Origin of the sequence: Lysinibacillus sp. FSL L8-0126 (assembly GCF_038630385.1) — a bacterium.
Lineage (GTDB): Bacteria > Bacillota > Bacilli > Bacillales_A > Planococcaceae > Lysinibacillus > Lysinibacillus fusiformis_D.
In genome coordinates, this window is sequence record NZ_CP152028.1 from 2,807,465 (window position 1) to 2,834,000 (window position 26,536).

A 26,536-nucleotide genomic window follows, 5' to 3' on the forward strand; every position below is an offset into this window, starting at 1 on the left:
ATGAAAAAATTAGTAGCAGAGTATCGCGAATTGGGCGTAAATCTTTGGGTAGAAGATGGGAAATTACATTTTAAGGCTCCAACTGGTGTACTTACACATGAACGGAAAGAGCGGTTACGACAGCATAAAGAGCAGCTTCTTGACTTTTTACAAAAAGAACATCAGCCAATCACCCATGATGCAGAAAGACGTTATGATTCCTTTCCACTTACAGATATTCAATCAGCTTATTTAGTAGGAAGAAGCGGCAATTATCATTACGGTGGAGTAGGCTGTAAAGTATATGCTGAACTAGTTGGTACTATTTTTGATCCTATACAGCTTGAAAAGGCATGGCATCATGTCATAAAGCGTCATGATATGCTTCGTGCGATAGTGCATCAGGAGGGCTATCAGCAAGTACTAGAAAATGTAGAGCTTCCAGCTTTACAGGTTATTGATTTAACAGAGGAAGCACCTGAAGCTGCAAATCAACGATTATTACAAGTAAGAAATGAGCTATCTGTTAAACAGTATGCTCCTGATAAGTGGCCGTTGTACGACCTCGTCCTGACACAGCAAAAGAATCAAAGTACTGTTCATCTATCCATTGATATGTTAATTGCGGATTTTGTCAGTATCAATGTATTAATAGCTGAATTAGAACACTTTTATTATACAGAAAATACACCATTACCAGCTTTAGACATTCAATTTAGAGATGTCATGACCCAACAATATGAACAAAAATATAATCGATCGGCAGCCTATGACAAAGCTAAAAATTATTGGACTAGCCGTTTAGAGACTTTTCCAGAAGCGCCAGAGTTACCAGTTGTAAGTGACAAAATGGATAGTCATACCATTCGTTTTGAACAATTTAATTTTTTATTACCGAAACACGAGTGGCAAAGTTTAAGTCAGAAGGCAAAAGAGCATCGACTAACACCATCTAGTATTATATTGACGGCTTTTGCTGAAATTATCGGTGTATGGTCAAAACAATCGCATTTTTGCTTGAATATTACGATGCTTAACCGTCCTACTATTCATGCTCAAATTCATGATATAGTTGGAGACTTTACAACGATTAATCTATTGGAAATATATGCAAAAAGAGATAGAGCTTTTTATGAGCATGCGGCTGAAATTCAACAGCAGCTCTGGACAGATTTAGAGTATCGGGATTTTTCAGGAATTGAGGTATTGCGTGAATTAAAGCGACAGCGCAATCGAGATGTTATTATTCCTGTTGTTTATACAAGCACATTAGGTGCTGAGGTAAATAGCCATATGTCTGATAATGAGCCTAAGTTGAAGCTAGCCTATAAAATTAGTCAGACTCCTCAAGTGTGGATTGATTGTCAAGTATCTGAACAACCAGATGGGATATTGATAAATTGGGATGTACGAGAGGGCATTTTTCCAAATGGTTTAATGGATACTGCTTTTCAGTTTTTTGTGGATCACCTAACAAACCTGGCAAATAACGAGGGAGCGTGGACTGATCGCGATGTGATAGGCTTACCAGAAGCAATGCAAAAGGTTAGAAATGAAATAAAGAATACAACAGTTAATTTACCTAAAGGATTACTGTATGACAAAGTGCTAGATGCCATTACACAATATCCTAAAAATAGGGCTGTTTATGCAGATGGCAAATATTTTACATATGAGGAGCTCGGTCGCTATGTATTTGCTATTCAACAGGCATTGCTGAAGGAAGGTGTACAGCAAGGGGATTTTGTAGCCATTGATTTACCGAAAGGGATTTGGCAAATTGCTGCTGTATTAGGAACATTAACAGCGGGTTGCGTGTATGTACCTTTAGAGAGAGAGCAACCGATTGCACGGAAGAAAGATATTATCAATGAATCGCAAATCACATTTATTTTAAGTCATAGTCATTCTAGTAAATTATACGAACAAGATGCTCTTTCTTTTATTAGTGTCGAGCAATTAAACGTTGTATCAGAAGCACAATTAGTTCCTGTACGTGTAGACGTTGAGCAGCCAGCTTACATTATTCATACATCAGGCAGTACAGGTAAAGCAAAAGGCGTTATTGTCAGTCATAAAGCGGCGCTAAATACAATAATGGATATGAATCAGCGTTTCCATGTAACAGAGCATGATCGAGTTTTAGCCATTGCTAATTTAGCATTTGATTTATCCGTATACGATATTTTCGGCTTATTAAGTGTTGGTGGTAGCATTATATTACCAGAGCATAAACGTCATAAAGATCCAAAACATTGGCTGGAACTTATAACATCTCAGCAGGTCACTATTTGGAATTCAGTACCAGCTCAAATGCAACTTCTTTCCGCTTATATGCAGGATACGACAACAACTCTTCATAACGTATTGCGTCTAGTATTTTTATCTGGTGATTGGATACCTGTTACATTACCTAAACAAATGGCACATTATTTTGAAGAAGCGCAATTTATCAGTCTTGGTGGAGCTACAGAAGCAGCCATCTGGTCTATTTATTATCCAATAGATATGAATACGGCTTATAAAAATAGCATTCCTTATGGTAAGCCATTGGCCAATCAAAATTTTTATGTGTTGAATAAGGAGCTAGAAGAATGCCCTGACTGGACAATTGGTGATTTATATATTGGAGGAGAGGGGCTTGCCACTGGCTATCTACACGATGAAAAAAATACTACAGCGAAATTTATAATCCATCCTTACACAGAAGAACGGTTATATGCCACTGGCGATTTAGGCAGATACCGACCAGATGGTGTGATTGAATTTTTGGGAAGAGAAGATACGCAAGTAAAAATTCATGGGCACCGCATTGAACTAAGCGAAGTTGAAAGCTCTCTACAACGGATGCAGCAGATAGAGCATGCTGCCGTAATTGCAAATAAGGATTCGGCAGCAAAAGAATTTAGTATTTCAGCATTCGCGCAAGCAAGAAAAAATACAAATGAAGTCACAACCTTCGTTCCTTCAGACAAGTTAGCAGCTATAGTGAAGACTGCTGGAGATCGAGCAACTCATGCTGTAGATCGCGAGCTATTTGCACAATGGTCTACAATTTCCAATTGGACAGCCGTCCTAGATATTATGAAAACATTCCAGGACTTAGATATATTTATAGATGATCGAGAATTTTCTTTTAGTGAGATTCAGCAAATTGTGAAAGTTCATCCCTATTATCATCAGCTACTCAGACGATGGCTGAATGTGTTATGTAAAGAGAATCTTATTCAGCAAAATCCAGCTACGACAAACTATTATCTAATTCATACAGATTTACCGCATAATGCTTCAGCAATGTCTTGGCTACAATGGAGAGAAATTGAGGGAAAAATGCAATATGGTAAAAAGCTTGTGGATTACTTTGAGGATTCAAGTAAGCATCTTCTAGGTTTACTTCGGGGCGAAATAGATTCGTTAGATTTATTTTTCCCAAAAGGCAGCTTTGAGATTGCCTTAGCAGCATATAAAGACAATCTGATTAGTCGTTCATTAAATCAAGTGACGATTCAAGCTGTTCATACGATTATAGATGAATTTAGAGCGAGTTATCCAAATAAACCATTTCGAATTTTAGAAGTAGGAGCAGGCGTAGGTGGTGTAAGTTTAGAGTTAATACCGTCATTAGATCAAAAAAATGTAGAATATGTTTTTACAGATTTATCACAATTCTTTTTAAATGAAGCACGTAAATCATTTGAACCTTATAAGTGGGTTACATATGGTTTGTATGATATCAATCAATCCTATTGGTCTCAAGGAATTCAAGCATCTTCCTTTGACCTGATTTTATGTAATAATGTTTTACACAATGCTAAAAAAGCACCACAAGTGCTACAGGCTTTTAAGGAAATGACAGTGGAAGGTGGGGCATTGATCGTGGCGGATACAACAGGGGAAAACTATTCCCTCCTTACATCGATGGAATTTCATGCGGGTCTAAATGATTTTGAAGATTTTCGTAAAGACAATGATCAAGTATTTTTTAATCGTGAACAGTGGCATGAGTTATTTGCAGCAGCACAAATGGAGATAGCGGGTGTATATCCTACCCCAAATGATCCATTATCAGCAGCCAATCAGGCAGTATTTGTTGGTCAGTTTAGAGGTGAACGCAAGCGAATTTATGCGAGTGAGATTCAACAATATTTAGAAGAACAATTACCAGCATATATGCTCCCAGCGCATATTGAAGTACTCCGTGAATTACCGTTATCTGAAAATGGTAAAGTGGATCGTGGTGCGTTACAAAGTCGCTTAGAAGCATCTAATCCATTTATTGCACAATCTGGAGAATCCCCACAAAGCGATTTAGAGAAAAGAATTGCAGCTATCTGGGCAAAGGCATTAAATCGAGAAAGTATTTGGCGTAATGAAAACTTCTATCAAGCAGGTGGTGATTCATTACTAGTGGCACAAATTGTGGCCGCCATGAGAGATACACTACCAGAGGTGAAGCATTGGGAGTGGGATCAATTAATGGTAGAGATTTTACAAACGCCAACCATTGCAGAGATTGCAGAAAAGATAAGTCACTCAGTGGAAAATCATCAAACAGTGCAGGATGAAACTACTTCAGATAAGAAAACGTCTTTCGTTATTTTAGCTGAAGGTGAAATGGGCAGTAACATGAAAGTTCTATTTCATGATGGAACAGGGACACTTACACCATACAATCAATTGCTCCCTTATTTAATAGAAGAATCTAATCGCAAAGATACGATAGCAGGGTTTATTTTTGGCGATGAAGCAGATTATTTAGCCTATCCATCTGAATCACTCATTCAAAGTTTAGGGCAAAAATATGCCAAACAATTGTTAGAGCTAAATGCTGCAAGCTATGAACTGATAGGATACTGCATGGGTGGACTTATCGCTATTGAAACAGCAAAGGTGTTACTTGCAGAGGGTGTTCAAGTTGAACCAGTCATAACTATAGATACTACGCCGTGTGATGCCAAGCTTCGAAATGATTTATTAATGGAAAGAACATTTGGTTTATTAATAGGTGCAGATCTTGAAAAAAGCGGTCATGCTGTTGACGATGAATTACTCAAAAAAGCATTACAAGATTTAATCAAAAAAGAAACGAACATGATTACGATTGAAGATTTATGTGAACTAACGGGAGAGTTCACACCAGTTGCACACTGTTACCAAAAGCTTGCTAGTAAGTCACCTGAACAAAGATTGGTAGATTTATATACGACTGTTCCAGCTTTGCAGGGTGATATTTCTGCCTATCAAAAACAGCGAATGGAAACGCTATATCAAATTTTCTGTCAAAGCTTTAAAGGTGTTGTATCGTATGGAACAGAGCCTTTCATGGGAGATGTAGCTGCATTTAGCTGTATCGATAAAACGTCATCCTTTTTACCAGTCATGGGTACAAGAAATGAAGAATTTTGGAAAGAGATTACATTTGGTCACTTGAATATTATACCTATAAATGGCAATCACATTACCTGTTTACAAGAGCCATATGTGAAAGAGACTGCTCATTTACTGCTTAAAGGAGTTAGTCATGAACCATCAATTTAAAATAGGAATTATTGGCTACAGTGGATCCGTTGGACAAGCAGCTGTACGATTTTTAAAGGATAAATATCCACTACGCTGTGGTAGTAGAAGTGGCAATAAAGAACATGCTCACTCACATGAATATATAGATTATAGGCAAGTAGATATATATGACCAAGAGGCGCTAGAGACATTTTGTACAGGATGTACAATTGTATTAAATTGTGCAGGCCCATCGTATAGCATTATTGATAGAGTAGCACAGGCTACAAAAAAAGTGGGAGCCCATTATGTTGATGCATTTGGTGCCGATTTGTTGGAAAAAAAATTTATGCAGCAGGAGCTAACGAATATCATGATTCTTTCAGCAGGAAGTTTTCCCGGTTTATCTGGGATTCTTCCTCGTTTATTAGCTCAAGAAGGGTTTGATCAAATAGAGAAAGTAATCGGCTATGCAGGTGGTGAAGAAACATATAGTAAAGGAGCAGCTGCTGATTTAATGCTTAGCTCCATTTATGGATTTGGCACAGCGAATGCCTTTTATAAGAATAAAGAAATAGTACGAGATACTGTACAGCCAGAAAAAATAAATGTCACCATTTATGGTGAGGAAAAAGAAATCTATACTCAAAGGTATATAACAAATGAAACCATCCGCCTCGCAAAAAAGCTACAGATAACTGAAGCACATTGGCATAATATGTATCCAAATAAAGCTGTTTTTTCATTATTACAACAAGCATGTATACGATTGGCGATGAAAAATACATCAGAACATTTACATCAAATTATAGATGAATTGATGGAAAGACTCACTGTATTCCCTGTGCGGCAAACATGGTACACCGTTATCATTGAAATGATTGGAAAGTATCAGCAACAGCCAATACGACGAAAAGCTCAATTACTTAGTCAAAATAGCTTTATGATTAGTGGCATTATTTGTGCATTATCTGTAGAAGCAATTATAGAAGGAATGGTGCACGAAAATGGTGTTTATTGGGCATATGACGTATTAAACCCTACTATTGTGATGCGAGAATTGCGTTTGCAGGGTGCGATAGAAGATTTTAGCATCACTTCATATACAGAAAATCATGTAAGCTTGTTGGAAGAAGGGCTATTATGAGACCGTTAAGGGTAGTGGTTTGTGGTACGAAATTTGGAGCGTATTATGTGCAGGCAATTTTAAACTTACCATCTCATTATAGGCTTGTAGGTATTTTATCTAAAGGTAGTAAACAGTCGGAAGAGCTCGCTAATACATTAAATGTACCGCTTTACACCGATGTGGATGAAATAACAAATGAGCAGGTGGATGTTGCCTGTGTTGTTGTTAAATCGACTATCGTGGGTGGAGCAGGGACAAGCATTGCACAAGCGTTTTTAGAAAAAGGTATACATGTTATTCAGGAGCATCCAGTGCATGAAGATGATTATTTAAAGCTAATTAAAAGTGCGAAAGTTGGTAATTGTAAGTATCACTTGAATAGTTTTTATCCAAATGTTGATGCCGTATATGCCTTTTTACAAACAGCGCAAACATTAAGAGAAGCTAGCGACATTATTTATTTAGAGGCGGCGTGTAGTATCCAAGTATTATTTCCAATGCTTGATATTATCGGACAAGCACTTGGGGGCTTACAAACTTGTACACTTGAACCAATTAATAATCCTACAGAGCATGATCCCTTTTATACGCTATCTGGACAAATCCGGGATATTCCAGTGACGTTACGCATTTTCAATCAAATGGATTTAGCTAATCCAGAAAGTAATATTTATTTGTTGCATAGAGTGATTTTAGGAACGAACAGAGGAACATTGTATCTACCAGACCCGCATGGATCAGTACACTGGATGCCATGTATGAGCTCATCATTAAACGAGTCAACTATATTTAATAAGAAAAGAGACAATAAATTCTTAAGCTATCCGGTTGAGGAGATTGTCTTTCCTGCACAAAATACGAGCTTTGAAGATTTATATATAAAGGTATGGCCAAAAAGTGTTGAACGCTCTCTTATAACATTTTCAGAAGAAATTTGGAGTCGTTCTTACTTCAATCAAACAACACAATATTATTTAACAGCTTGTAGATTATGGAATAATATTGGGAAGAAAATGGGGCCGTCCCAAAAAGTCTATATACAGGAACGAGAGCCGTTAAGAATGAGGGATATTAAGGGAGAAAAAGAATGGATATGATGAATGTGAAAAAATGGTTTCCTTTTGTGAAAGCGTTAGATTATGGTCATCCTTGTAAGCTTTTTTGCTTTCATCACGCTGGGGGCAGTGCAGCCATTTTTAAAAATTGGAAAACATGGGAGAGGAACTTAGCTGTCTTTCCGATCGAGCTACCTGGAAAGTCAACAAGAATAAAAGAACAGTACATGACAAATTATCATAATGTCATACCACAAATTGCAGAGGCTATTCATCAAGTGACAAGCCAAACACGAATTTATTTTTATGGTCATAGCATGGGAGCTATTCTTGCATTTAAGACAGCCTGTTTGTTAGAAGAAAAATATAAGAAAAAGGTGAATTTATTAATAGTAGCTGGCCGCCATGCCCCACAGGATGATTTTCCTGATGACTATCAAACAACGATGGACGATAGTGAGCTCATTCAAGAGTTAAAAAGAGTAGGTGGTACACCGAATGAATTGTTAGAAAATGAAGAAGTGCTGCAATATATTTTACCTATTGTAAAAAATGATTATCGCTTGAATGAGTCGTTTGATTATCAAGACGAATTATTCCATGGCCCGATTCTTGCACATTGTGGAACGAATGATCCTGATGCACCAGCATGTAATGTGAAAAATTGGCAAGTTGTCACGACTAATACCTTTCATTTGAAAGAGTTTTCCGGAAGTCACTTTTTCCCATATGAAAATAAACAGGATTATTATAAGGAGTTAGAACAGAGTTGTCAGGAAAACACCTGTCATATGAGTTATTAGTTACGCAAAGAATATATATAGGATACCTTAAAACGGAGGTATCCTTTTTGTGCTTTAAAAAATTAGTATAGATGAATCTTAATGTATGCATAAATATTCTATATGGCGAATTTTTGTCACATTTAAAGTCTCGTGCTTACTAATTGAAATAAATTATAAAAATTCAGTTGATTTTATATTTATGCATGATATACTAATTTCAACAGCAACGATGTAAGGAGCGAAGGCGATGAAATTACTCGAAGAAGTACAGTTGAAGTTAGTATCTAGTTTAAAAGGAAAAGATCTTCTAACATTGCTAGACTATACAAGTCAAGAGGTTCAAGAACTGATTGAACTAGCAACACAGCTAAAAATGATTACAAAAGAGGGAAAATGTCCAAGATTATTAGAAGGTAAAACACTTGGCATGATTTTTGAAAAACATTCAACTCGTACACGTATTTCATTTGAAGTTGGCATGAATCAATTAGGTGGGAAAAGTATGTTTATGCATGCGCGCGATTTGCAAATTGGTCGTGGTGAATCGATTTATGATACAGCACATGTATTATCTGGTTATTTAGATGGGATTATGATTCGTGCAAATTCTCACGCGATGGTCAAGGAGCTTGCAGAGCATGCAGCTATTCCAGTCATCAATGGACTAACGGATATTTATCATCCTTGTCAGGCATTAGCGGATTTAGAAACGATTGCAGAAAATAAAGGCTTTTTAAAAGGGCTTAAAATTGCCTATGTAGGCGATGGCAATAATGTAGCGCATTCACTAGTCGTAGCTTCTGCACATGTCGGCATGAATGTCGCTGTGGCAACACCAGCTGGGTATGAGTGTGATGCGCAAGTAATCGCCAAAGCACAGGCGATTGCAGCGGCAAATGGCAGTACCATTACGATCACAAATGATCCTGTTGAAGCCGTGTTAAATGCAGATGTGGTTTATGCAGATGTTTGGACATCGATGGGTCAAGAGGAAGAAGCGGCTAAACGTTTACAAGACTTTGCTGGTTATCAAATTAATGATGAGCTAGTTGCCTACGCAAAACCAAATTATATGTTCTTGCACTGCTTACCAGCACATCGTGAGGAAGAGGTGGCAACATCAGTTATTGATGGACCTAATTCTTATATCTTTGAACAAGCCGAAAATAGACTGCATGCACAAAAAGCCGTACTGGCATCGATTCTTGCTTAAATTTGGACATATGCTTCTCGAGTTGAGAAGTACGATAAAAAGAGTTTACTTGCGCAGCAGAGGATGTTCAAGTGAATAACATAACAGTGGTAGCGCAGACAGAGGGCTGTAAACCACGCGCGATGTTGGATGTCAAGATGGATGGCAACATCGCTACATAGTAAAGTAACCTAGGAGACGCTAGGTTACTTTTATGTTGTTGAAAAAAGGTGATATCAATAGCAGAAAAACCAACTTTGCAAGGTGAGAGGTTGATGTCCGTTCCGCCAGCGTCCTTTCCAGGGGGCGTCCGATGAGCCGCTTCACTCACTGCGTTCGCTCCAGGGTCTCCTCTGTGACGCTAAATCCCCTAGGAGTGACGCTGGCTCCACTCCAATCAACCATTCTGCAAAAGTGTCTTTTCCTGAACAAAATAGCCCATTATTTATATTATTAAGAAAGGATAGCCTCTTACTTTCAATGTGGAGAAGTGATGTGTGCCAACACCCCTCCATAAAAGAGTAGTGAATACCTTCACTTTTTTGCTAAAAAGTGAACATTTTATTTTATGGATTGGAGTGGAAGGCTACTTGACTCCCGTGGGATAGCGAGACAGGCGAGCCTCTAAACGGAGCGGTAGCAGAGGAAGCGGCTCGGCGCTCGCCTACAGGAAAGCAAGTAGCCTGCAACGGAAATCCTTTTTCACCTTTCACATAAATTCTATGGATGGTTTTGTTTTTCAACACTATGAAAGTAACCTAGGAGACGCTAGGTTACTTTTTCTTTTGATAAAAATTAAAAACATAGTTTTCCAATAAATTATAGAGAATATGAAGAATTATTTATATAATAGGATAAATAAGTATGAAGGGGTGAACTCCTCGTGAATATAGACCATATCGAGGCATTTTTATATGTTGTCCATTACAAAAGTACCCATAAGGCAGCCAATGCGTTGTTTCTCTCACAGCCGACTGTGACAGCACGAATCAAATCGTTAGAGAGGGAGCTTGGTGTTGAATTGTTTTACCGAGATGGACGAAGTGTGAGCGTATCGGAGAAAGGAAAAGACTTTATACCGTTTGCTACACAAATTGTCCAAACGTTTCAGCAAGGAAAGAAGCAATTAGAGGAAACACAGGAAACAGATGAAGTATGTATTGGGGCAAATGGGGTGACAGCACAGTATTTCTTAGCCTATGCATTGCCAAAATGGAAAGAGCAATTTCCTTATTTGCGATTTCAACTAATTACAGGTTCAACTACGATGATTTTAGAAAAGTTACAAAGCCATCAAATCCATCTAGGTCTTATTCAATATGTGCATCGAGATGGCATCAGTAATGAGCTATTATTAAACAATGCGGTGAAACTTGTGAAACATCGTGATCATCTATTACAACAACGTGAACGCATGCAAGCAAAGGAGTTAGCCCAACAGAAAATGGTGTTTTTTGAATGTGGAGCGTTTGATTGGAATTATGTGCATAAAATGTTTGAGATAGAGGGTGTGACAGCCAATATTGAAGTACGTACGGATCATTTAGAAGTTGCAAAGGAATTTATTCGGACAAAGAACTATATTAGCTTTTTACCACATCTTTGCGTCAAAAAGGAGCTCGAAAGCGGTGAATTTGTGGAGATAGACGTCAAGCATTTATTGGATATGAATCAACACATATTTTTAACCTATAAAGATAAAGAGGTGTTGACGACAGCCTTTTGGCAGACAATCTGTGAGACCGCTAAGCAATTTGAAAGCATGCAAGAAAGGCATTGATTAAATATTTTTTCAGAACTTAAAATTTTTTCTATTACGTAGCCTATTGCATATTGTCTAAAGGAACTGTAATATCATTTTCAATCCAAATTTATTTATGAATTAGCATAAATAAAAAATTTTTAAACAAAAACATACTTAACCACTAAGTTTAGTAAATAATAAGGATTGAGGAGGAATTGACATGGCTAGACAGGATAAAATTCGATTTGGGGCCATCATTCATGGAGTGGGGGGCAATATTTCTAGTTGGCGTCATCCAAAGGTAGCGAGTAATCAAAGTGTAAGCTTGCCTTTTTATATTCAGCAGGCTCAGAAGGCAGAGCAAGGGAAATTTGATGTAGCATTTATTGCAGATGGTTTATTTATTAATGAAAAATCCATCCCTCATTTTTTAAACCGCTTTGAGCCGATTACAATTTTATCAGCATTGGCTGTAGCGACGAAGAATATTGGCTTAGTTGGAACCGTTTCAACTTCCTATAGCGAACCATTTACAGTGGCAAGACAATTTGCTTCATTAGATCATATTAGTGCGGGGCGTGCAGGCTGGAATGTAGTAACTACTCCATTAGAAAGTACTGCTTTGAACTACAATAAAACAATCGACCAACATCCTAACCATGCAGAGCGTTATCAAATTGCGGAAGAATATTTAGAGGTTGTCAAAGGCTTATGGGACTCTTGGGATGATGATGCATTTATTGCTGACGTTGACAATGATCAATTTTTTGATCCAGAAAAATTACACATTTTACATCATAAAGGCACCCATTTTTCAGTTCAAGGTCCACTCAATATTGGACGGTCAAAACAAGGTCAGCCTGTTATTTTCCAAGCTGGGTCATCAGATGCAGGCATTCGATTGGCTGCCAAGGATGCAGATGCTATTTTTACACATGGTGCATCAATTGAAGAGGCGCAAACATTTTACAGAAGAGTAAAAACAGAGGTGGCAGCATTTGGGCGTAATCCAGATGAAGTAAAAATCTTCCCAGGAATTTCACCTATTATTGGCGATACAGTGGAGGAAGCAGAGGCAAAATATCAAGAAATCGTTGAACTAGTTTCCATAGACCGTGCACTTGCTTATCTTGGGCGTTATTTCGACCATCATGATTTTACTCAGTATGATGTGAATGCTCCGTTTCCTGAACTAGGTGACATTGGAGCCAATAGCTTTAGAAGTACAACTGATTATATTAAACGATATGCTAAACAAGAGGGTCTTACATTACGTCAGGTTGCTTTACGTGAAGCTACACCTAAAACAGCCTTTTTTGGGACAGCTGAGCAGGTAGCGGATCTAGTACAGAAATGGTTTGAAAAGGAAGCGGCAGATGGCTTCATCATTGGTGTGACAGTGCCTGGTGCTCTTGAAGATTTTGTGGATAAGGTCGTGCCTATTTTACAAGCAAGAGGACTTTATCGTAAAGACTATGAGGCAGAAACACTGCGTGGGAATTTGGGGTTACCATTCAAAGAAAGTCGCTATGTCACACAGTCTGTCTAAAAACCTAGTAAATTTATTCGAATAAAAGAAATTGGGAGGCATTGGATGAGCTATACATTAGGCATATTAGATCAAAGTCCGATTATCGAGGATGCAACAAACGAACAAACTTTGCAAAAAACAGTGGCACTTGCACAAAAAGCGGAGCAGTTGGGTTACTCACGTTTTTGGGTGTCGGAGCACCATCATACAGAAACATTAGCAGGTTCCTCGCCAGAAGTATTAGTTTCCTATTTATTGGCAAAGACAAAATCCATTCATATCGGGTCAGGTGGTGTGATGCTACAACATTACAGCCCATACAAGGTGGCAGAAAACTTCCATGTACTGGCAGCGTTGGAGCCAGGACGAGTGGATTTAGGTATTGGAAAAGCACCAGGTGGTTTACCTCTTTCCACAAAGGCATTACAATATGGCACGCTCAATCAAGGGGACGATTTTGAAGATAGACTAACATTTTTACAGCAATTAATGGAGCAATCAATACCAAAAGAGCACGAATTATATGGTATACAAGCAACGCCGATTCCGAAGATAAAGCCAACATTATTTTTACTCGGTGCTAGCCCAGAAAGTGCTGCTCTTGCAGGAAAACTCGGCATTGCATTTGTCTTTGCTCGATTTATTAATAGTGACAATGATGTATTAGCGCAAGCAGCACGTATCTATCGTGAGTATAATGCCAGTGGCCACTTCGCCATATCAATCGCAGCCATTGCAGCTCCAACCAAAAAGGAAGCAAAGGAATTGATTGGGGATCAAAAAATTACGAAGGTGCATTTAGCGAGTGGTAGAACACTGACATTACAATCCATAGAGCTAGCTGAAAAATTTGGTCAAGAGTCTGGAGAGGCGTATACAGTCAAACAATATGAGGCAGATATTGTCTATGGATCGCCTAAGGATATTAAAGCAATATTAGATGATTTTCATGTTCAATATCAGGTAGATGAATTCATTTTGCATACTCCTGTATTGAAGGAGTTTGAACGTAAACGCTCATTCGAACTATTAAGTCCAGTTAATTTACAGCTACAGCAAAAAATGGCAGTCAGCTAAGGAGGTCATCATCATGACAAAAAATGTAGAGATAATTGTTTGGTCGAAACAAGGTTGTAGTTATTGCGAGGATATAAAAGCGTATTTACAGGAACAACGAATAGCATACAAAACGGTGGATGTCACGTCGAATGATACGTTCCGCGACATCCTTGAAATAAAATATGGTGTTCGATATGTACCTATTGTAGAAATTGGATCAAGTGAAACGGGTATCTATCAAGCTGTAACAGAAATAGGTTTAGAACACCTGCAGAAGGCACTTGCTGTGAGCTTACCCTCACATGCATAACAGAAGGAATGAGGGATTTTATGAAAAAAATATCGTTTTATCTACTATTTGTACTAGCGGCACTATTAACAGCCTGCGTAAGCTCAGAAAAATCAGATGGAGATGCGAGTGCCCAAAATACAGCACAGGGTGGGAAAGATGTTCAAAAAATCATTGTAGGTACGGGGACACAGTTTCCAAACATCTGCTTTTTAGATGATAAAGGCAATTTAACGGGCTATGACGTGGAGCTTGTTCGAGCAATTGATGAGAAGCTACCAGAATATGAATTTGAGTTTAAAACAATGGAATTTTCCAATTTATTACTAAGTTTAGAGACAGGGAAAATTGATTTTATTGCCCATCAAATGGAAGTCAATAGTGAACGACAGGAGAAGTTTTTATTCAATAAAGAGCCGTATAATGTCTTCCCATTAAAGGTGACAGTGAATGAGAAAAATAAAGAAATTCAATCCGTTGAGGATTTGAAAGGGAAGAATGTCAGTGTTTCACCAACGAGTAACTCCGCTGTTTTTATTGAAAAATATAATAAAGAGCATAATTTAGGAGCGAATATCGTCTATTCTTCTGGTTCAGTAGATGTCAATAATCAACTGGCTACAGGTCGTATTGATGCCATTATTACAACACCGTTCGCAGTCAGATACTATAACGAGAGCAATGAAGCACAACAAAAGGTTGTAGGTGACGCATTATTAAATTCAAAAGTATACTTTTTACTCAATAAAGATGAAGTGACATTACAGGAGCGTTTAGATGAAGCTATCGTTGAATTAAAGAAAGAGGGAGTGGTAAGTGAACTTAGTAAAAAATGGTTAGGTGATGATTACACAGTAGACTTCTAATGACAGGAAAGGAAGGCGGAAGTATGGAAAATAACTTTGATGTCATGCTCATTGCGAAGATCATTCCAACATTGCTTCAATATTTACCAGTAACATTTGAAATACTACTATTCTCCATACTTTTTGGTATGGTACTAGGGATTGTGCTAGCCATACCGAAGCTACTTCACATACCCGTATTGAAGCAGATCATCACGGTCTATATATCCTTTATTCGTGGAACCCCTATTTTAGTGCAGTTGTTCTTAGTATTTTACGGCATACCTGCATTGCTAAAATTGATTCATATTGACGTTACTCGCATGGATGCGATGTATTTTGTCATTATTACCTACACACTAAGCAATGCGGCAGCCTTTGCCGAAATATTTCGTGCTGCTATTTTAACCGTTGACCGAGGACAAATGGAGGCTGCCTATTCAGTAGGCTTAAATGGAACACAGGCTTTTATGCGCATTGTTTTCCCACAGGCAATTCGTGTTGCTTTTCCAAATATAGCAAACACGATGATTAGTTCATTAAAAGATACATCACTAGCGTTCTCTATTGGCGTAATGGATATGGTTGGACGTGGAGAAACCTTGATTGCTTCAACGACACGAGCGTTTGAAATCTATGTAGCATTGTCTATTGTTTACTATATTATCGTGATCGTGCTGGAAAAACTATTTAAGTTCAATGAACGCTATTTTAATCGTTATATGCCAAAGGAATTGGCTTCACAATAGGGGGAATATAGTATGACCATTGATCTGGCTTTTATAGTAGAAGCCTTACGAGAAATTAGTAAAGTAATACCTTTAACCTTATTCATGACCATTACACCTGTTTTATTAGGTATTGTTATAGGGATAATCGTCGCTTTTGTTCGCATTAAACAAATAAAATTTATTGCGCCTATACTTAATTTTTATGTCTCTTTTTTTAGAGGCACGCCCATTATTATGCATATCATGCTCGTTTATTTTGGCTTGCCAATGCTAGTGGATATGATGGCAAGTACTTTACAGTTAAAGATACAATCAAGCACCATTCCTATATTATTTTTTGTCATACTCGCCTTAACACTTAGTGCGGGAGCTTATGCTTCTGAAATTATTCGCTCAGGAATATTAAGTGTACCGAAAGGACAATTAGAAGCAGCCTATGCGATTGGTTTAACATTTACTCAAGCGATGCGACGTTATATCTTACCGCAAGCATTTGGGCAGTCTATTCCGAATTTGACAAACGTCTTTATTGGCTTTTTACATGCCACATCCTTAGCATTTTTTCTATCTATTAAAGAGTTGACTGGTGCTGCGAATATCGTTGCTTCTGTGAATTTAAAGTTTTTAGAGTCATTTATTGCTGTGGGAATCATTTATTGGGGAATATCAATTGTGGCAGAATGGATCTCACATCGCATTGAAAAAAGAGTAACCGCCTATCGTAAGGGTGGCTTTTCATCATAGAAAGGGGAAACTAGCATGACAGTAGCTGACATTGTGATTGAACATTTACAAGAGGAAGATTATGAACGCTATCTTGAGGTTTTAGTCGAGAGCTATGAGCAATACGAAAAAGACTATCAGGACCCTGAACATTGGCAGTCATATTTAAGTGATATCCGTGCTTCAGTCGGCAATCCGAACGCAGAAACAATTCTTGTAGCAAAGCGTGGTGAGGAGATAGTAGGAGGGCTACAAATATTTACTGATGCGGAAAAAGCATATGGCTTGCCAGAGCTGAATATTCAATCTACGATCGTACGCTTGTTAGGCGTACATCCGAAAGGGAGAGGGCAAGGGGTCGCTAAGAAATTATTACACGAAAGTTTTGCCTTTGCCAGAAAGAGACAGGATAAGGCTCTTTATTTACATTCAGGTGATATCATGCAGGCTGCTATTAATCTTTATTTATCTCTAGGCTTTGTACGAGACGAGTCAAAGGAATTTTATAAGGGCGACATTTTAGTCAAGAGCTTCCGCTATGATTTATAAACATAAACCCGCTGATGACATAGTCATTCAGCGGGTTTATCGTTAGTTATAGGGTGAAAATTTTTCCTGGATTCATAATGTTATATGGATCGAGTGCTGCTTTTATACTTTTCATGACAGCTAAAGAGGTACCGTGCTCAGTAGCTTGATATTTCATTTTGCCAATGCCAACACCATGTTCACCTGTACATGTACCACCCCGAAGTAAAGCATATTGAACAATCTGTTCATTGAAGCGATCTGCTTTTGCCTGCTCCTCTATGTCATTAGGATTTAACATTAGTAGTGCATGGAAATTTCCATCGCCCACATGTCCGACAATCCCGCCTGCAAGACCAATATGATCGAGCTGCTCACGCGCATACAAAATGGTTTCTGCAAGCATGGAGATTGGTACACAGACATCTGTTGACATAAGCTTTTTCCCAGGGTAAGCATGAATATACGCATAGGCTAAGGAATGACGTGCTTCCCAAAGCTTGTTACGTGCCGCATTATCTTGTTCAAATTCAACGGATAGACAGCCGAAGTCCTCAAAAATTTCTGTAGCAAATGCTATATCTGCATGCATACCTGCTTCATTTCCGTGAAATTCTAAAAATAATGTTGGTTTTTCGCTATAGGAAGTATCGTTATAGATATTGGCTTGTTTCATAGAGGCTTCATCAACTAATTCCACTCGGCCGATTGAAATGCCTACCTGTAATAAAGCAGTGACGGCACAGACAGCATCGCCTACTGTGTCAAAAACTGCGCGTCCTGCTGTTACAAATTCAGGTATACCGTAGACTTTCAATATTAACTCTGTAAAGCAGCCAAGTGTCCCTTCTGAGCCTACAAATAGACCGTTGAGATGATAACCAGAAGAGGACTTCGCGGCTAAATTACCAGTATGGATGACGGAGCCGTCTGCAAGTACAACCTCTAAATCACGAACTTGATCCCGCATAACACCGTAACGTACTGCGGTTGTACCACTAGCATTCGTTGCTGCCATGCCACCTAATGTTGCATCTGCACCTGGATCTACTGTGAATTGTAGACCGTGCTTTTTTAATTCCTTATTCAATTGAGAACGTGTGACCCCAGGCTGTACTTTTACAAGAAGGTCATCAGGTCGAACTTCTAAAATAGCATTCATTTCAGAGAAGTCGATGGAAATACCATGTGCAATAGGAATTGCATTTCCTTCTAGGCTGGAGCCAACACCAAATGGTACAACTGGTACACGTTGTGCATGTGCAATTTTTAAAACGGCACTGACATCTGCTGTGGAGCGTGGAAAAACAACGATATCAGGTAGGCTCACGGCATGATGAGATTCATCCTTCCCATGTAGCTGTCGTACCGTTTCGTTTGTTGACACTTGTTCTTCTAATAATACCTGTTTGAGTTGATTGACAAGTAATTCTACTGCAACAGTCATTCCAATCCCTCCAAATTTTCTGATAAATAAAACTTTATCACGCATTTATTGGAAATGGAATGCACTGTGCATTAAAAATCAGTTTGCAAATATTTTTTCTAGTTTTTGAACGAATTCATCTTGTTCAGATGGACTTGATTGCTTCCACCAATTTTCGAAAAACACCCCAAGCCCTGGCAGTAAATGTTCTTCTCCACGGTTAATGGCATCTTCCACAATATCTTTAAATTCTGCTGCAGATTGACCATGAACATTTGCAGTAATGGCATCTCTTATTTGAAAATTCATCTATTTCGCCTCCTTAGTAGTAATTTGTCCAATCATCGTTTAAATATGTATGAAATGCCAAAGAAAAATATATGATTTTTACAATAAATTGCTGAGATTATGTATAAATAGGTCAGGGATTTTAGTCATTCTCAACGATGAAATGATGAAAATGTGTACTCGCTTTCAATAAACGCCAGGGACTAAGATAGTATCACCTAGGAATATTGGACTGTGCATAGTCGACAGGAAGAGTAAAATGTCTATTCAGAACGAGCAAAAGCTTTCACCAACACAATCCTTTGAAGAAATATTAGAATGTGTGCAACCAATGATTACCGTTATTCTTAAGCAACTTCATATCTATAAGGAGTTTGATTATTATCGTCATATTGCTTCCATTGCTGTATGGAGGGCATGGCTAAAAGCAGATCCAGCAAAAGGACAATTTTCCGCTTATATATATTCATCGATCAAAGGAGAGATTTTAAATGAATTATCAAAGGAAAGAAGCTATAAAGAGCGAATAACAGTCGTTGATGATGAAACACTCGATTATGTTCGTAGTGAGTTCAAAGGAGGGGAGAATCAAAAAAATTCTATTGACCTTGAAAGTATTTTGACCCAGTTAAAGCAGATAGAAAGAAAAATACTACTCCTTTATTATGTAGAAGGCTACAATGATCAAGAAATAGCCAAAGTACTAGGTTTATCTGTCGCTGCTAGTAAAAAAAGACGGGCTAGAATCTTCCAGAGGCTAAGTAACCAAGTTTTTGAAGTGGAATGAAGTACTAAAATATCAAAAGTATGCTAATATTGAAATAAAATGAATATTAGCATACTTGATATGAATGCATACAAATTCAGATAAAAGTGTTATGATTTGTAAGAAGTCAAAGAAATATACAATTCTAAGTGTATTATTTAATATAGTTAGTTAGAATTTCCTAGTCAATGTTTAGATAGTTGTATGGAGGGTTTGTAGTGGAGAAATGGTTTAATCAAATAGAGAAAAAAGAGGTTTGGTACATAATATTGCCGTTATTACTTGTCATACCATTATTAAGCTTTAGCAATCAAATGTATGGTGTATTCCAAGGTGACATTTATCAAAATTTAAAATTGGTGATCCAAGTTTTAATCATTGTTTTTACAATGGCTATTGCGATCCAATCTTATTTAGTATTTTCACACTTATTATCCAATCAAACTTTATACATAGGGAACATTTTTTTTATAATTGCATTACTTGAATTAGTTAGCTTGTTCTTTAGTCAATCTACTGAATGGGGCTATATGGACGAGTCAATACATATATTAATGCGTGTGTATCTATCCATTGGATTTCTACTGATTATTTTATTCAAAAGACAACAATTATCAATGAACTATCGGTTGTTTACATATGGTAGTTCTTTGCTATTCGTTATAGTCAGTATTTCTCTAGTGTATATGGTATCCAACATATTGTCAGAACAATTGCTAGTGTATATTGATAATATGGTACACCTTTTTGCTATAATTCTTCAAATTATAACCATTGTGATAGTAAGTAGGTATCTAAAAAAAATGCCGAAGCGATCGATGTGGTTAATCAGTGCAGCCATCTCGCTTATTGTAAGTGATGTCTTTTTTATTTTTAGTCAAGATCAAAATGCGATATGGGATTTCTCGGCATTAATTTATCAATTTTTAGCCTTTTACTTTTTCTTAAAGGCGATTTATTATACATCTGTGGAAAAGCCGTTTCAACAATTATTAAAAATTAAAAAGGATCTTGAACAATCTCAAGAAGAGCTGCGATTTCAGGCCTATCACGATGATATAACACTACTGCCAAATGAGCATTTATTACTAAAGACGTTAAAGGAAAATTTACATGATAATCAAGTGCAGAAGGCCATCATTGCCATAGAAATTGACCGTTTTGCAGCCATTCGCTCCTCTATCGGGATAAGTAATTCTAATAAAATGATGAAGCTTGTCGCAGAGCGCATTCAAGCGATTGTACCTCCTCATTATTTTGCAACGAAGCTGCGAGAGGGTCAATTTGTTATTTATATTAATCATGTAAAGACGGTTGAAGAATTATTACAATTTTGCTTAAATCTCAAAAGTGCCATGAAAGACCCTTTGCAGGTACAATTATTTTCATTAAATGGCAACTTGAATATGGGCATTGCCCTCTATGAGGATAAATGGACGGGCGAAGAGCTATTGATGCATGCCCAATTAGCAATGAGAGAGGCTAGACAAATACCCCAAAGATTTCTTTTTTATAAGCCTTATATGTCAAAAGACATTGCAGATCGAATTTTGTTAGAGCAAGACTTACATAATGCATTAGCCAATAATGAGTTTTATTTAGATTATCAGCCACAGGTAAATTTAAAAACGGGCACAATTGAATCCGTCGAAGCATTGGCCCGCTGGCGGCATCCGACGCGTGGCTTTGTACCACCAGATGTATTTATTCCCATTGCCGAAGAGTGTGGGCTTATTATCCCATTAGGTAAATGGATATTAGAAACAGCTTGTATGCAAGCGAAAACATGGGAAAAACAAGGGTTACCCCCGATGAAGGTGGCAGTGAATTTGTCACTTGGGCAATTATTTCAGCAGGATTTAGTAGAAATGGTGGAAGAAATTTTACAACGCACAAAATTGACGCCTAAATATCTACAATTAGAAATTACGGAAAGTATGACGATGAATATTGATCAAATGACACAGCTATTACATGAATTAAAGGCATTAGGCATTCAAATTGCTGTAGATGATTTTGGAACAGGCTATTCATCTTTATCCTATTTAAAGGATTTTCCCATTGATTGTTTAAAAATCGACCGTACTTTTGTAAGAAATGTGCCGCATAATCCAAACGATGAAGCACTTGTTTCCATGATTATTTCGATGGCTAAACATTTGCGTTTAAAGGTTGTTGCAGAAGGTATTGAAGAAGTGGAACAACTATCATTTCTGATGGATGGCGGTTGTGATTATATTCAAGGCTATCTATTTAGTAAGCCAATCTCACCTCAGCAAATTTCAGAAACTTATACGGAGTTACACCACCATATAGATGAAGTGTTAACACAGCTTCAATATATTGAGGATTATATTATTTAAATAAAAAAAGAACCTGCTTATTGACTATGCAAATAAGCAGGTTCTATCTGTTTAATGAACGAGATATTCTTCCTTTAATTCGGAAATAGCTACTTCAGATCGCTCTTCTAAAGAGCGGCGAAGGTGAACAGTCGCTGTTTTCTCATCATTGTGGAGTTGGTCGATCCAGACGGAAACGCCATTATAGCTCACTTCATATTCTGACGGTGAGGCGACAATTTCTTGTGCACGTTGAAAATTCAACGGAAGCCCCCCTTATTTTTTTTGTTTATTTTTGTTTTGTGTGACTGAATTAATGAGCTCCATAAACTCTTGAGAAAATTCTTCACTCACCTTATTTGGTGCGATTTTTTGGTTTTTTGGTGTTTGAGGTAATGAAGCTTTATTATTGCTTTGACCTTGTTTATTGTCTCTTCCCATGTGAGTTGCTCCTTTCCTGTTGATATAGGTTAATATGGCTTCAAACAGCATTTTTTATCCCGACATCACAGGTAGTAAGTCGTTACTTCACATGGGAAAAAGTTGCATAGCTCTTTATTTTTTGAGAACAATAACGAGCATTAAGGTTTTTTAATGGAAAAATGATTGCTTAATAAAACCCAATTTTGAGGGAACGGGAATCCTAATGCCCAATAACTAATACCTCGAAGGTTATAGTGTTTAACCATATCAAATTTCGCCTGTGCACTTCTTGCATCCTCAAACCATACCTCATGATGCCTTCCTTGCTCATCGACATACTGATAAAAAGGAGATTGTGCAGTCGGGTCAAATTGTATTGTTGCTCCGTACTTGATGGCTCTATTAAGCGCCTCCTGCGGACTAAACGTTTCTGCTTCCTGTCCTTTGACATGAGGTAAGAGCCAATCACGCGCATACAGCTCAAAGCCCAATAGAATCTTATCGGCTGGAATTTCAGTTAAGGCATATTCCACAACTCTTCGCATTTCATTAATAGGGGAAATGGCTTGTGGAGGGCCAAGTCGATATCCCCATTCATACGTCATTAATACTACAAAATCTGCAATTCTCCCATGTGCTTCGTAATCATGTGCTTCATACAATGTGCCAGTTTGCGTAGCACTTGTTTTTGGTGCAAGGGCAGTTGACACTAAATAGCCCTTTGGATGAAGCATATCAGCGGCTAATTGTATAAAGGCATTGAAATTTTCACGATCTGCTGGCAAAACATTTTCAAAATCGATATTCAATACTTGGTAGCCTTTATCTTGCATCACTTGTAAAACATTATTCATAACTTTTTTTCGTAGGTCAGCATCGGACAAGACGACATGTGCTAAATTAGAGCCTTCTTCTGTAGCAGTAAAATTAGCGAGCGTTAACATAGGGATGATGTTTTTAGCCTTTGCAGCTGCTATCATACTTTCGTCGCTGATGGGCTGTAATGTACCGTCTTCCTTCATTTTATAAGCAAAGGGACTAAAGTACGTTAAAAGGTGACCAACGGCATTAATTGAATCAATCGCTTCTTCAGATGGCTGATAGGAATAAGCATTGACTTCAATCATCGGTAATTCTCTTGGGATGATTAAATTAGTTCCTACATATAGCATATTAGGATTGTTTATTTGATTTTCCACCACAATGACTTGAACGGTCGTACCGTAGCGCTGAGCTATTTGCCATAATGTTTCTCCTAGCTGCACGATATGGATGATGGGGGGAATTATTAATTTCGTTCCTGGTGTTAACATATCGGGATTTGTTAGATGATTTTCTGAAATGATGGATTGTAAAGGAACACTAAAGCGTTGAGCAATTGACCATAACGTGTCCCCACTTTGAACAGTATAAATGGTATAAGGAGAAGGAATAACTAGTGATTGCCCGATAGCTAATTGATCGGGTGTAGCTAATGCATTTAATAGACTGATCGATTGAACAGGTACAGCATAATGATTGGCTATTTGCCATAATGTTTCGCCAGCACTCACTACATGAATAAGCATAGAACACCTCCTACACGATGTTATTAGTGCATCATATGTTTCAAAGGTGAAAATGAGTATTTTCATGTGAGTCCAGTAAAATAGTTGAAACTTCAAATTCTTTCTAAATGATTTGCATAGGATAAGTATCATTGTGAGAAAGGAGATTGTAGTTGAAAAAGGCGAAGCTCACGGGTAGAGTCGTCACTCCTGAAGATACAGATTATGAACAAGCAAGGACGAATAATAATTTAAATAACCCTAAGTATCCGAGTATTATTGTATTTTGTCAAGAAACGAAGGATGTGGTTAATGCATTAAAATGGGCTAGAGAAAATGATGAAGCGTTCAGAATTCGTAGTGGTCGACATAGCTATGAAAATTTTTCTTTAGTAAACAAAGGTCTTGTCATTGATGTAAGTGAGATGAATAATATTTCAATAAATCTTTCTGAAATGACAACAAAGATCGGTGCTGGAGCCAATATGGGAAAAGTATATCGTGCATTATGGGAACATGGTGTAACAATTCCAGCTGGTACAGAAAGTAGTGTGGGCGTTGTCGACTTAACTCTTGGTGGTGGAATTGGGATGCTCTCACGTCTATTCGGGTTAACCTGTGATAATCTTATGGAAATTGAAATGGTGGTCGCAAGTGGACAGGATGGCGCTAGGAGGATTCGAGCAAATAAGCAACAAAATAACGATCTTTTTTGGGCAAGTCGTGGTGGCGGTGGCGGCAATTTTGGCATTGTTACCTCTTTGACCTTCAAGTTACATGCTATTAGGAATGTATCACTCTTTTCCATTACATGGGGATGGGATGATTTTGAAGCGGCTTTTGATGCCTGGCAAAAATGGTCGCCCTATACAAATGAACGTTTGACTTCACAAATGGAGTTAAAAACGAAGGAAGTAGGCGAAATTGTTGCGCAAGGGGAATTCATAGGAACAGCAGCTGAATTAAAGAAATTGCTGCGCCCTCTTAGAAAAACAGGTTCGCCAACAAGTATTTGGATAAAGGAAGTGCCATATATTCAAGCCGTCGAATTTTTTGATATACCGAGCGGCAATCAGCCAGCCCTTCGAAAAAGGTCGGGGTCATTTATAGAGAGACCCCTTCCACATGAGGCAATTCAAAGAATGAAAAAATTTTTAGCCCATGCACCTAATCCAAATACTACGATATGGCAACAAGCCTTAAGTCAGTGAAATTGCACCAAATCGCACAGCCTATTACTATCGCAATGCATTAATAGCGCAAGAATATAATACTTCTTGGGAAAAGCCGAATGAGGAAGAACAAAATATCAAGTGGGTAGAAGACTTACGAGGAGCTTTATCACCTTATACAGCTGGTAATTATGTTAATTTTCCAGATCGATTGATTCAGCATTGGCCGACAGCCTACTATGGTCGCAATTTTAGAAGATTACGAGAGGTGAAAACAAAATATGATCCATTGAATGTATTTCAATTTCCGCAAAGTATTACACCCAATAGAAAATGGTTGTAAAATGAAAATAGAGTAGGGTGCATAGGCATTACTGCTCTATTTTGATGTTCGTACTCATGTAACAGTTGGTACCATATATGGATTTCTTAAAGTATTGTGTAATGATTATAGAAATAATAGTTTTCTCACATAACTATGAAATTTGCCATTTGCTAAGGTATAATAGTGGTCAATATATAGGAAAAAGGCGGTAAGAGGTAGCATATGAAGAGAATTGAATCTACGCAAAATGCGTTAGTGAAATATTGGAAAAAGTTAGCGACAACAAGAAAAGAGCGTGAACGATCAGGTGAATTTCTAATAGAGGGTTTTCATCTTGTGGAGGAAGCTTTAAAAAATAAAGAGCAAGTATTACAAATTATTGTACGTGAAGGTATTGATTTGCCAATGTTATGGCCGATTGATGATGTTGCTATTGTAGAAGTAACAGCGGCAGTAACAAAGGAATTCGCAGAAACAGAAACTTCTCAAGGCGTGTTTGCTGTATGTAAACAGCCAATTTTAGAGGATGAAGTGAAGGCCACTTGGCGTAAAGTGCTATTAATTGATGCAGTCCAAGATCCTGGTAATATTGGAACAATGATACGCACTGCCGATGCAGCAGGATTAGATGCCGTGATTTTAGGAAAAGGCTGTGCAGATGCCTACAATCCTAAAACATTACGCGCAGCTCAAGGCTCCCATTTCCATATCCCAGTAGTACGCGGAGACTTAGCAGAATGGGTAGACTTGCTACAAAATCAAGGTGTACCTGTCTTTGGTACTGCTTTGGATGAGGAGGCAGTGCCATATAGTGACATTCAGCATTCGGGTGCATTTGCTATTATTATGGGGAATGAAGGAAGTGGCATCCAGCCACAGCTATTAGCGATGACAGATCAAAATATGATTATTCCACTTTTTGGACAAGCTGAATCATTAAACGTAGCAGTTGCAACAGGTATTGTTTTATATGGCTTTGTGAAATAATTGACAGATCCTTGTGGGATTCAGGTAGTTGTCTCTTGATTTGCTACTATTCGTTATTGTATAATTTATTCTAAAATGTATGTTTAAATAATAAATGCTTTGATCGGGAAGTAGTAAAGATTGTGAATGGACGACAGGGAGCGTAAGGCCGGAGATTGAGAGCCGACGCCG

General features: G+C 37.8%; 21 protein-coding genes and 1 pseudogene. 17 read left to right on the forward strand and 5 right to left on the reverse strand.

The genetic code is table 11. The annotated features are described in order from the left end of the window. The 13 genes from MHI34_RS13765 to MHI34_RS13825 all read left to right on the forward strand — a co-directional run bounded on the left by MHI34_RS13765 (position 1) and on the right by MHI34_RS13825 (position 17,110). On the forward strand, positions 1-5,517 hold the full coding sequence (locus MHI34_RS13765; RefSeq protein ID WP_342503540.1) for an amino acid adenylation domain-containing protein: 5,517 nt from the start codon (positions 1-3) through the stop codon (positions 5,515-5,517). Then, on the forward strand, positions 5,501-6,625 hold the full coding sequence (locus tag MHI34_RS13770) for a saccharopine dehydrogenase NADP-binding domain-containing protein (RefSeq protein ID WP_342503541.1): 1,125 nt from the start codon (positions 5,501-5,503) through the stop codon (positions 6,623-6,625). Before MHI34_RS13765 ends, MHI34_RS13770 begins: the two co-directional genes overlap by 17 nt. Further along, positions 6,622-7,704: a Gfo/Idh/MocA family oxidoreductase gene (locus tag MHI34_RS13775; protein WP_342503542.1), complete on the forward strand. Its 1,083-nt coding sequence runs from the start codon at positions 6,622-6,624 to the stop codon at positions 7,702-7,704. Before MHI34_RS13770 ends, MHI34_RS13775 begins: the two co-directional genes overlap by 4 nt. Further along, the gene (locus MHI34_RS13780) at positions 7,695-8,465 is read left to right on the forward strand and encodes a thioesterase domain-containing protein (RefSeq protein WP_342503543.1); all 771 of its coding nucleotides are present in this window, start codon (positions 7,695-7,697) and stop codon (positions 8,463-8,465) included. Before MHI34_RS13775 ends, MHI34_RS13780 begins: the two co-directional genes overlap by 10 nt. A gap of 229 nt (positions 8,466-8,694) precedes the next feature. After that, the gene (argF, locus tag MHI34_RS13785) at positions 8,695-9,660 is read left to right on the forward strand and encodes an ornithine carbamoyltransferase (protein WP_340834826.1); all 966 of its coding nucleotides are present in this window, start codon (positions 8,695-8,697) and stop codon (positions 9,658-9,660) included. An 862-nt stretch (positions 9,661-10,522) separates the two neighbouring features. Further along, positions 10,523-11,419, forward strand: a complete 897-nt coding sequence (locus tag MHI34_RS13790) for a LysR family transcriptional regulator (RefSeq protein WP_036128277.1) — start codon at positions 10,523-10,525, stop codon at positions 11,417-11,419. A gap of 184 nt (positions 11,420-11,603) precedes the next feature. Then, positions 11,604-12,932, forward strand: coding sequence for an LLM class flavin-dependent oxidoreductase (locus MHI34_RS13795; RefSeq protein ID WP_058844325.1), 1,329 nt, complete (start codon positions 11,604-11,606; stop codon positions 12,930-12,932). A 45-nt stretch (positions 12,933-12,977) separates the two neighbouring features. After that, positions 12,978-13,991 (forward strand): LLM class flavin-dependent oxidoreductase, encoded by a 1,014-nt coding sequence (locus tag MHI34_RS13800; protein ID WP_342503545.1) that lies wholly within the window; start codon positions 12,978-12,980, stop codon positions 13,989-13,991. A gap of 13 nt (positions 13,992-14,004) precedes the next feature. Next, positions 14,005-14,283, forward strand: coding sequence for a glutaredoxin family protein (locus MHI34_RS13805; protein WP_340809307.1), 279 nt, complete (start codon positions 14,005-14,007; stop codon positions 14,281-14,283). Between the two features lie 20 nt (positions 14,284-14,303). Then, a complete protein-coding gene (locus MHI34_RS13810) occupies positions 14,304-15,128 on the forward strand; it encodes a transporter substrate-binding domain-containing protein (protein WP_058844327.1) in 825 nt (274 codons plus the stop codon). Positions 15,129-15,151: 23 nt separating this feature from the next. After that, positions 15,152-15,856 (forward strand): amino acid ABC transporter permease, encoded by a 705-nt coding sequence (locus tag MHI34_RS13815; protein ID WP_036128280.1) that lies wholly within the window; start codon positions 15,152-15,154, stop codon positions 15,854-15,856. Between the two features lie 12 nt (positions 15,857-15,868). Next, the gene (locus MHI34_RS13820) at positions 15,869-16,582 is read left to right on the forward strand and encodes an amino acid ABC transporter permease (protein ID WP_036128272.1); all 714 of its coding nucleotides are present in this window, start codon (positions 15,869-15,871) and stop codon (positions 16,580-16,582) included. A 15-nt stretch (positions 16,583-16,597) separates the two neighbouring features. Then, positions 16,598-17,110: a GNAT family N-acetyltransferase gene (locus MHI34_RS13825; RefSeq protein WP_036128271.1), complete on the forward strand. Its 513-nt coding sequence runs from the start codon at positions 16,598-16,600 to the stop codon at positions 17,108-17,110. A gap of 46 nt (positions 17,111-17,156) precedes the next feature. Here MHI34_RS13825 and MHI34_RS13830 read toward each other — a convergent pair whose 3' ends face one another. Together MHI34_RS13830 and sspI are read right to left on the reverse strand one after the other, a co-directional pair. Beyond that, positions 17,157-18,536: an FAD-linked oxidase C-terminal domain-containing protein gene (locus MHI34_RS13830; RefSeq protein WP_036128270.1), complete on the reverse strand. Its 1,380-nt coding sequence runs from the start codon at positions 18,534-18,536 to the stop codon at positions 17,157-17,159. Between the two features lie 78 nt (positions 18,537-18,614). Next, positions 18,615-18,824, reverse strand: a complete 210-nt coding sequence (gene sspI, locus MHI34_RS13835; RefSeq protein ID WP_036128269.1) for a small acid-soluble spore protein SspI — start codon at positions 18,822-18,824, stop codon at positions 18,615-18,617. Between the two features lie 238 nt (positions 18,825-19,062). Between sspI and MHI34_RS13840 the strand changes: the two genes are divergently transcribed. Continuing rightward, entirely contained in the window at positions 19,063-19,590 is a 528-nt protein-coding gene (locus tag MHI34_RS13840) for a sigma-70 family RNA polymerase sigma factor (protein WP_271910658.1), read from the forward strand. 197 nt (positions 19,591-19,787) lie between these two features. Then, positions 19,788-21,932 carry an EAL domain-containing protein gene (locus MHI34_RS13845; protein WP_244504879.1) on the forward strand — a complete coding sequence of 715 codons (2,145 nt, stop codon included), beginning with the start codon at positions 19,788-19,790 and terminating at the stop codon, positions 21,930-21,932. Positions 21,933-21,983: 51 nt separating this feature from the next. Here MHI34_RS13845 and MHI34_RS13850 read toward each other — a convergent pair whose 3' ends face one another. From MHI34_RS13850 to MHI34_RS13860, 3 genes are all read right to left on the reverse strand, one after another. Further along, positions 21,984-22,175, reverse strand: coding sequence for an H-type small acid-soluble spore protein (locus MHI34_RS13850; protein ID WP_036128267.1), 192 nt, complete (start codon positions 22,173-22,175; stop codon positions 21,984-21,986). A gap of 12 nt (positions 22,176-22,187) precedes the next feature. Further along, positions 22,188-22,352, reverse strand: a complete 165-nt coding sequence (locus MHI34_RS13855) for a YfhD family protein (RefSeq protein WP_139149533.1) — start codon at positions 22,350-22,352, stop codon at positions 22,188-22,190. A 140-nt stretch (positions 22,353-22,492) separates the two neighbouring features. Then, positions 22,493-23,902 (reverse strand): LysM peptidoglycan-binding domain-containing protein, encoded by a 1,410-nt coding sequence (locus tag MHI34_RS13860; protein WP_342503546.1) that lies wholly within the window; start codon positions 23,900-23,902, stop codon positions 22,493-22,495. Between the two features lie 152 nt (positions 23,903-24,054). On the opposite strand from MHI34_RS13860, the pseudogene MHI34_RS13865 reads away from it, so the two are divergent. Next, positions 24,055-25,396: pseudogene (locus tag MHI34_RS13865) on the forward strand (FAD-binding oxidoreductase). Positions 25,397-25,600: 204 nt separating this feature from the next. Then, the gene (locus MHI34_RS13870) at positions 25,601-26,365 is read left to right on the forward strand and encodes an RNA methyltransferase (protein ID WP_058844332.1); all 765 of its coding nucleotides are present in this window, start codon (positions 25,601-25,603) and stop codon (positions 26,363-26,365) included. Positions 26,366-26,536 lie beyond the last annotated feature (171 nt).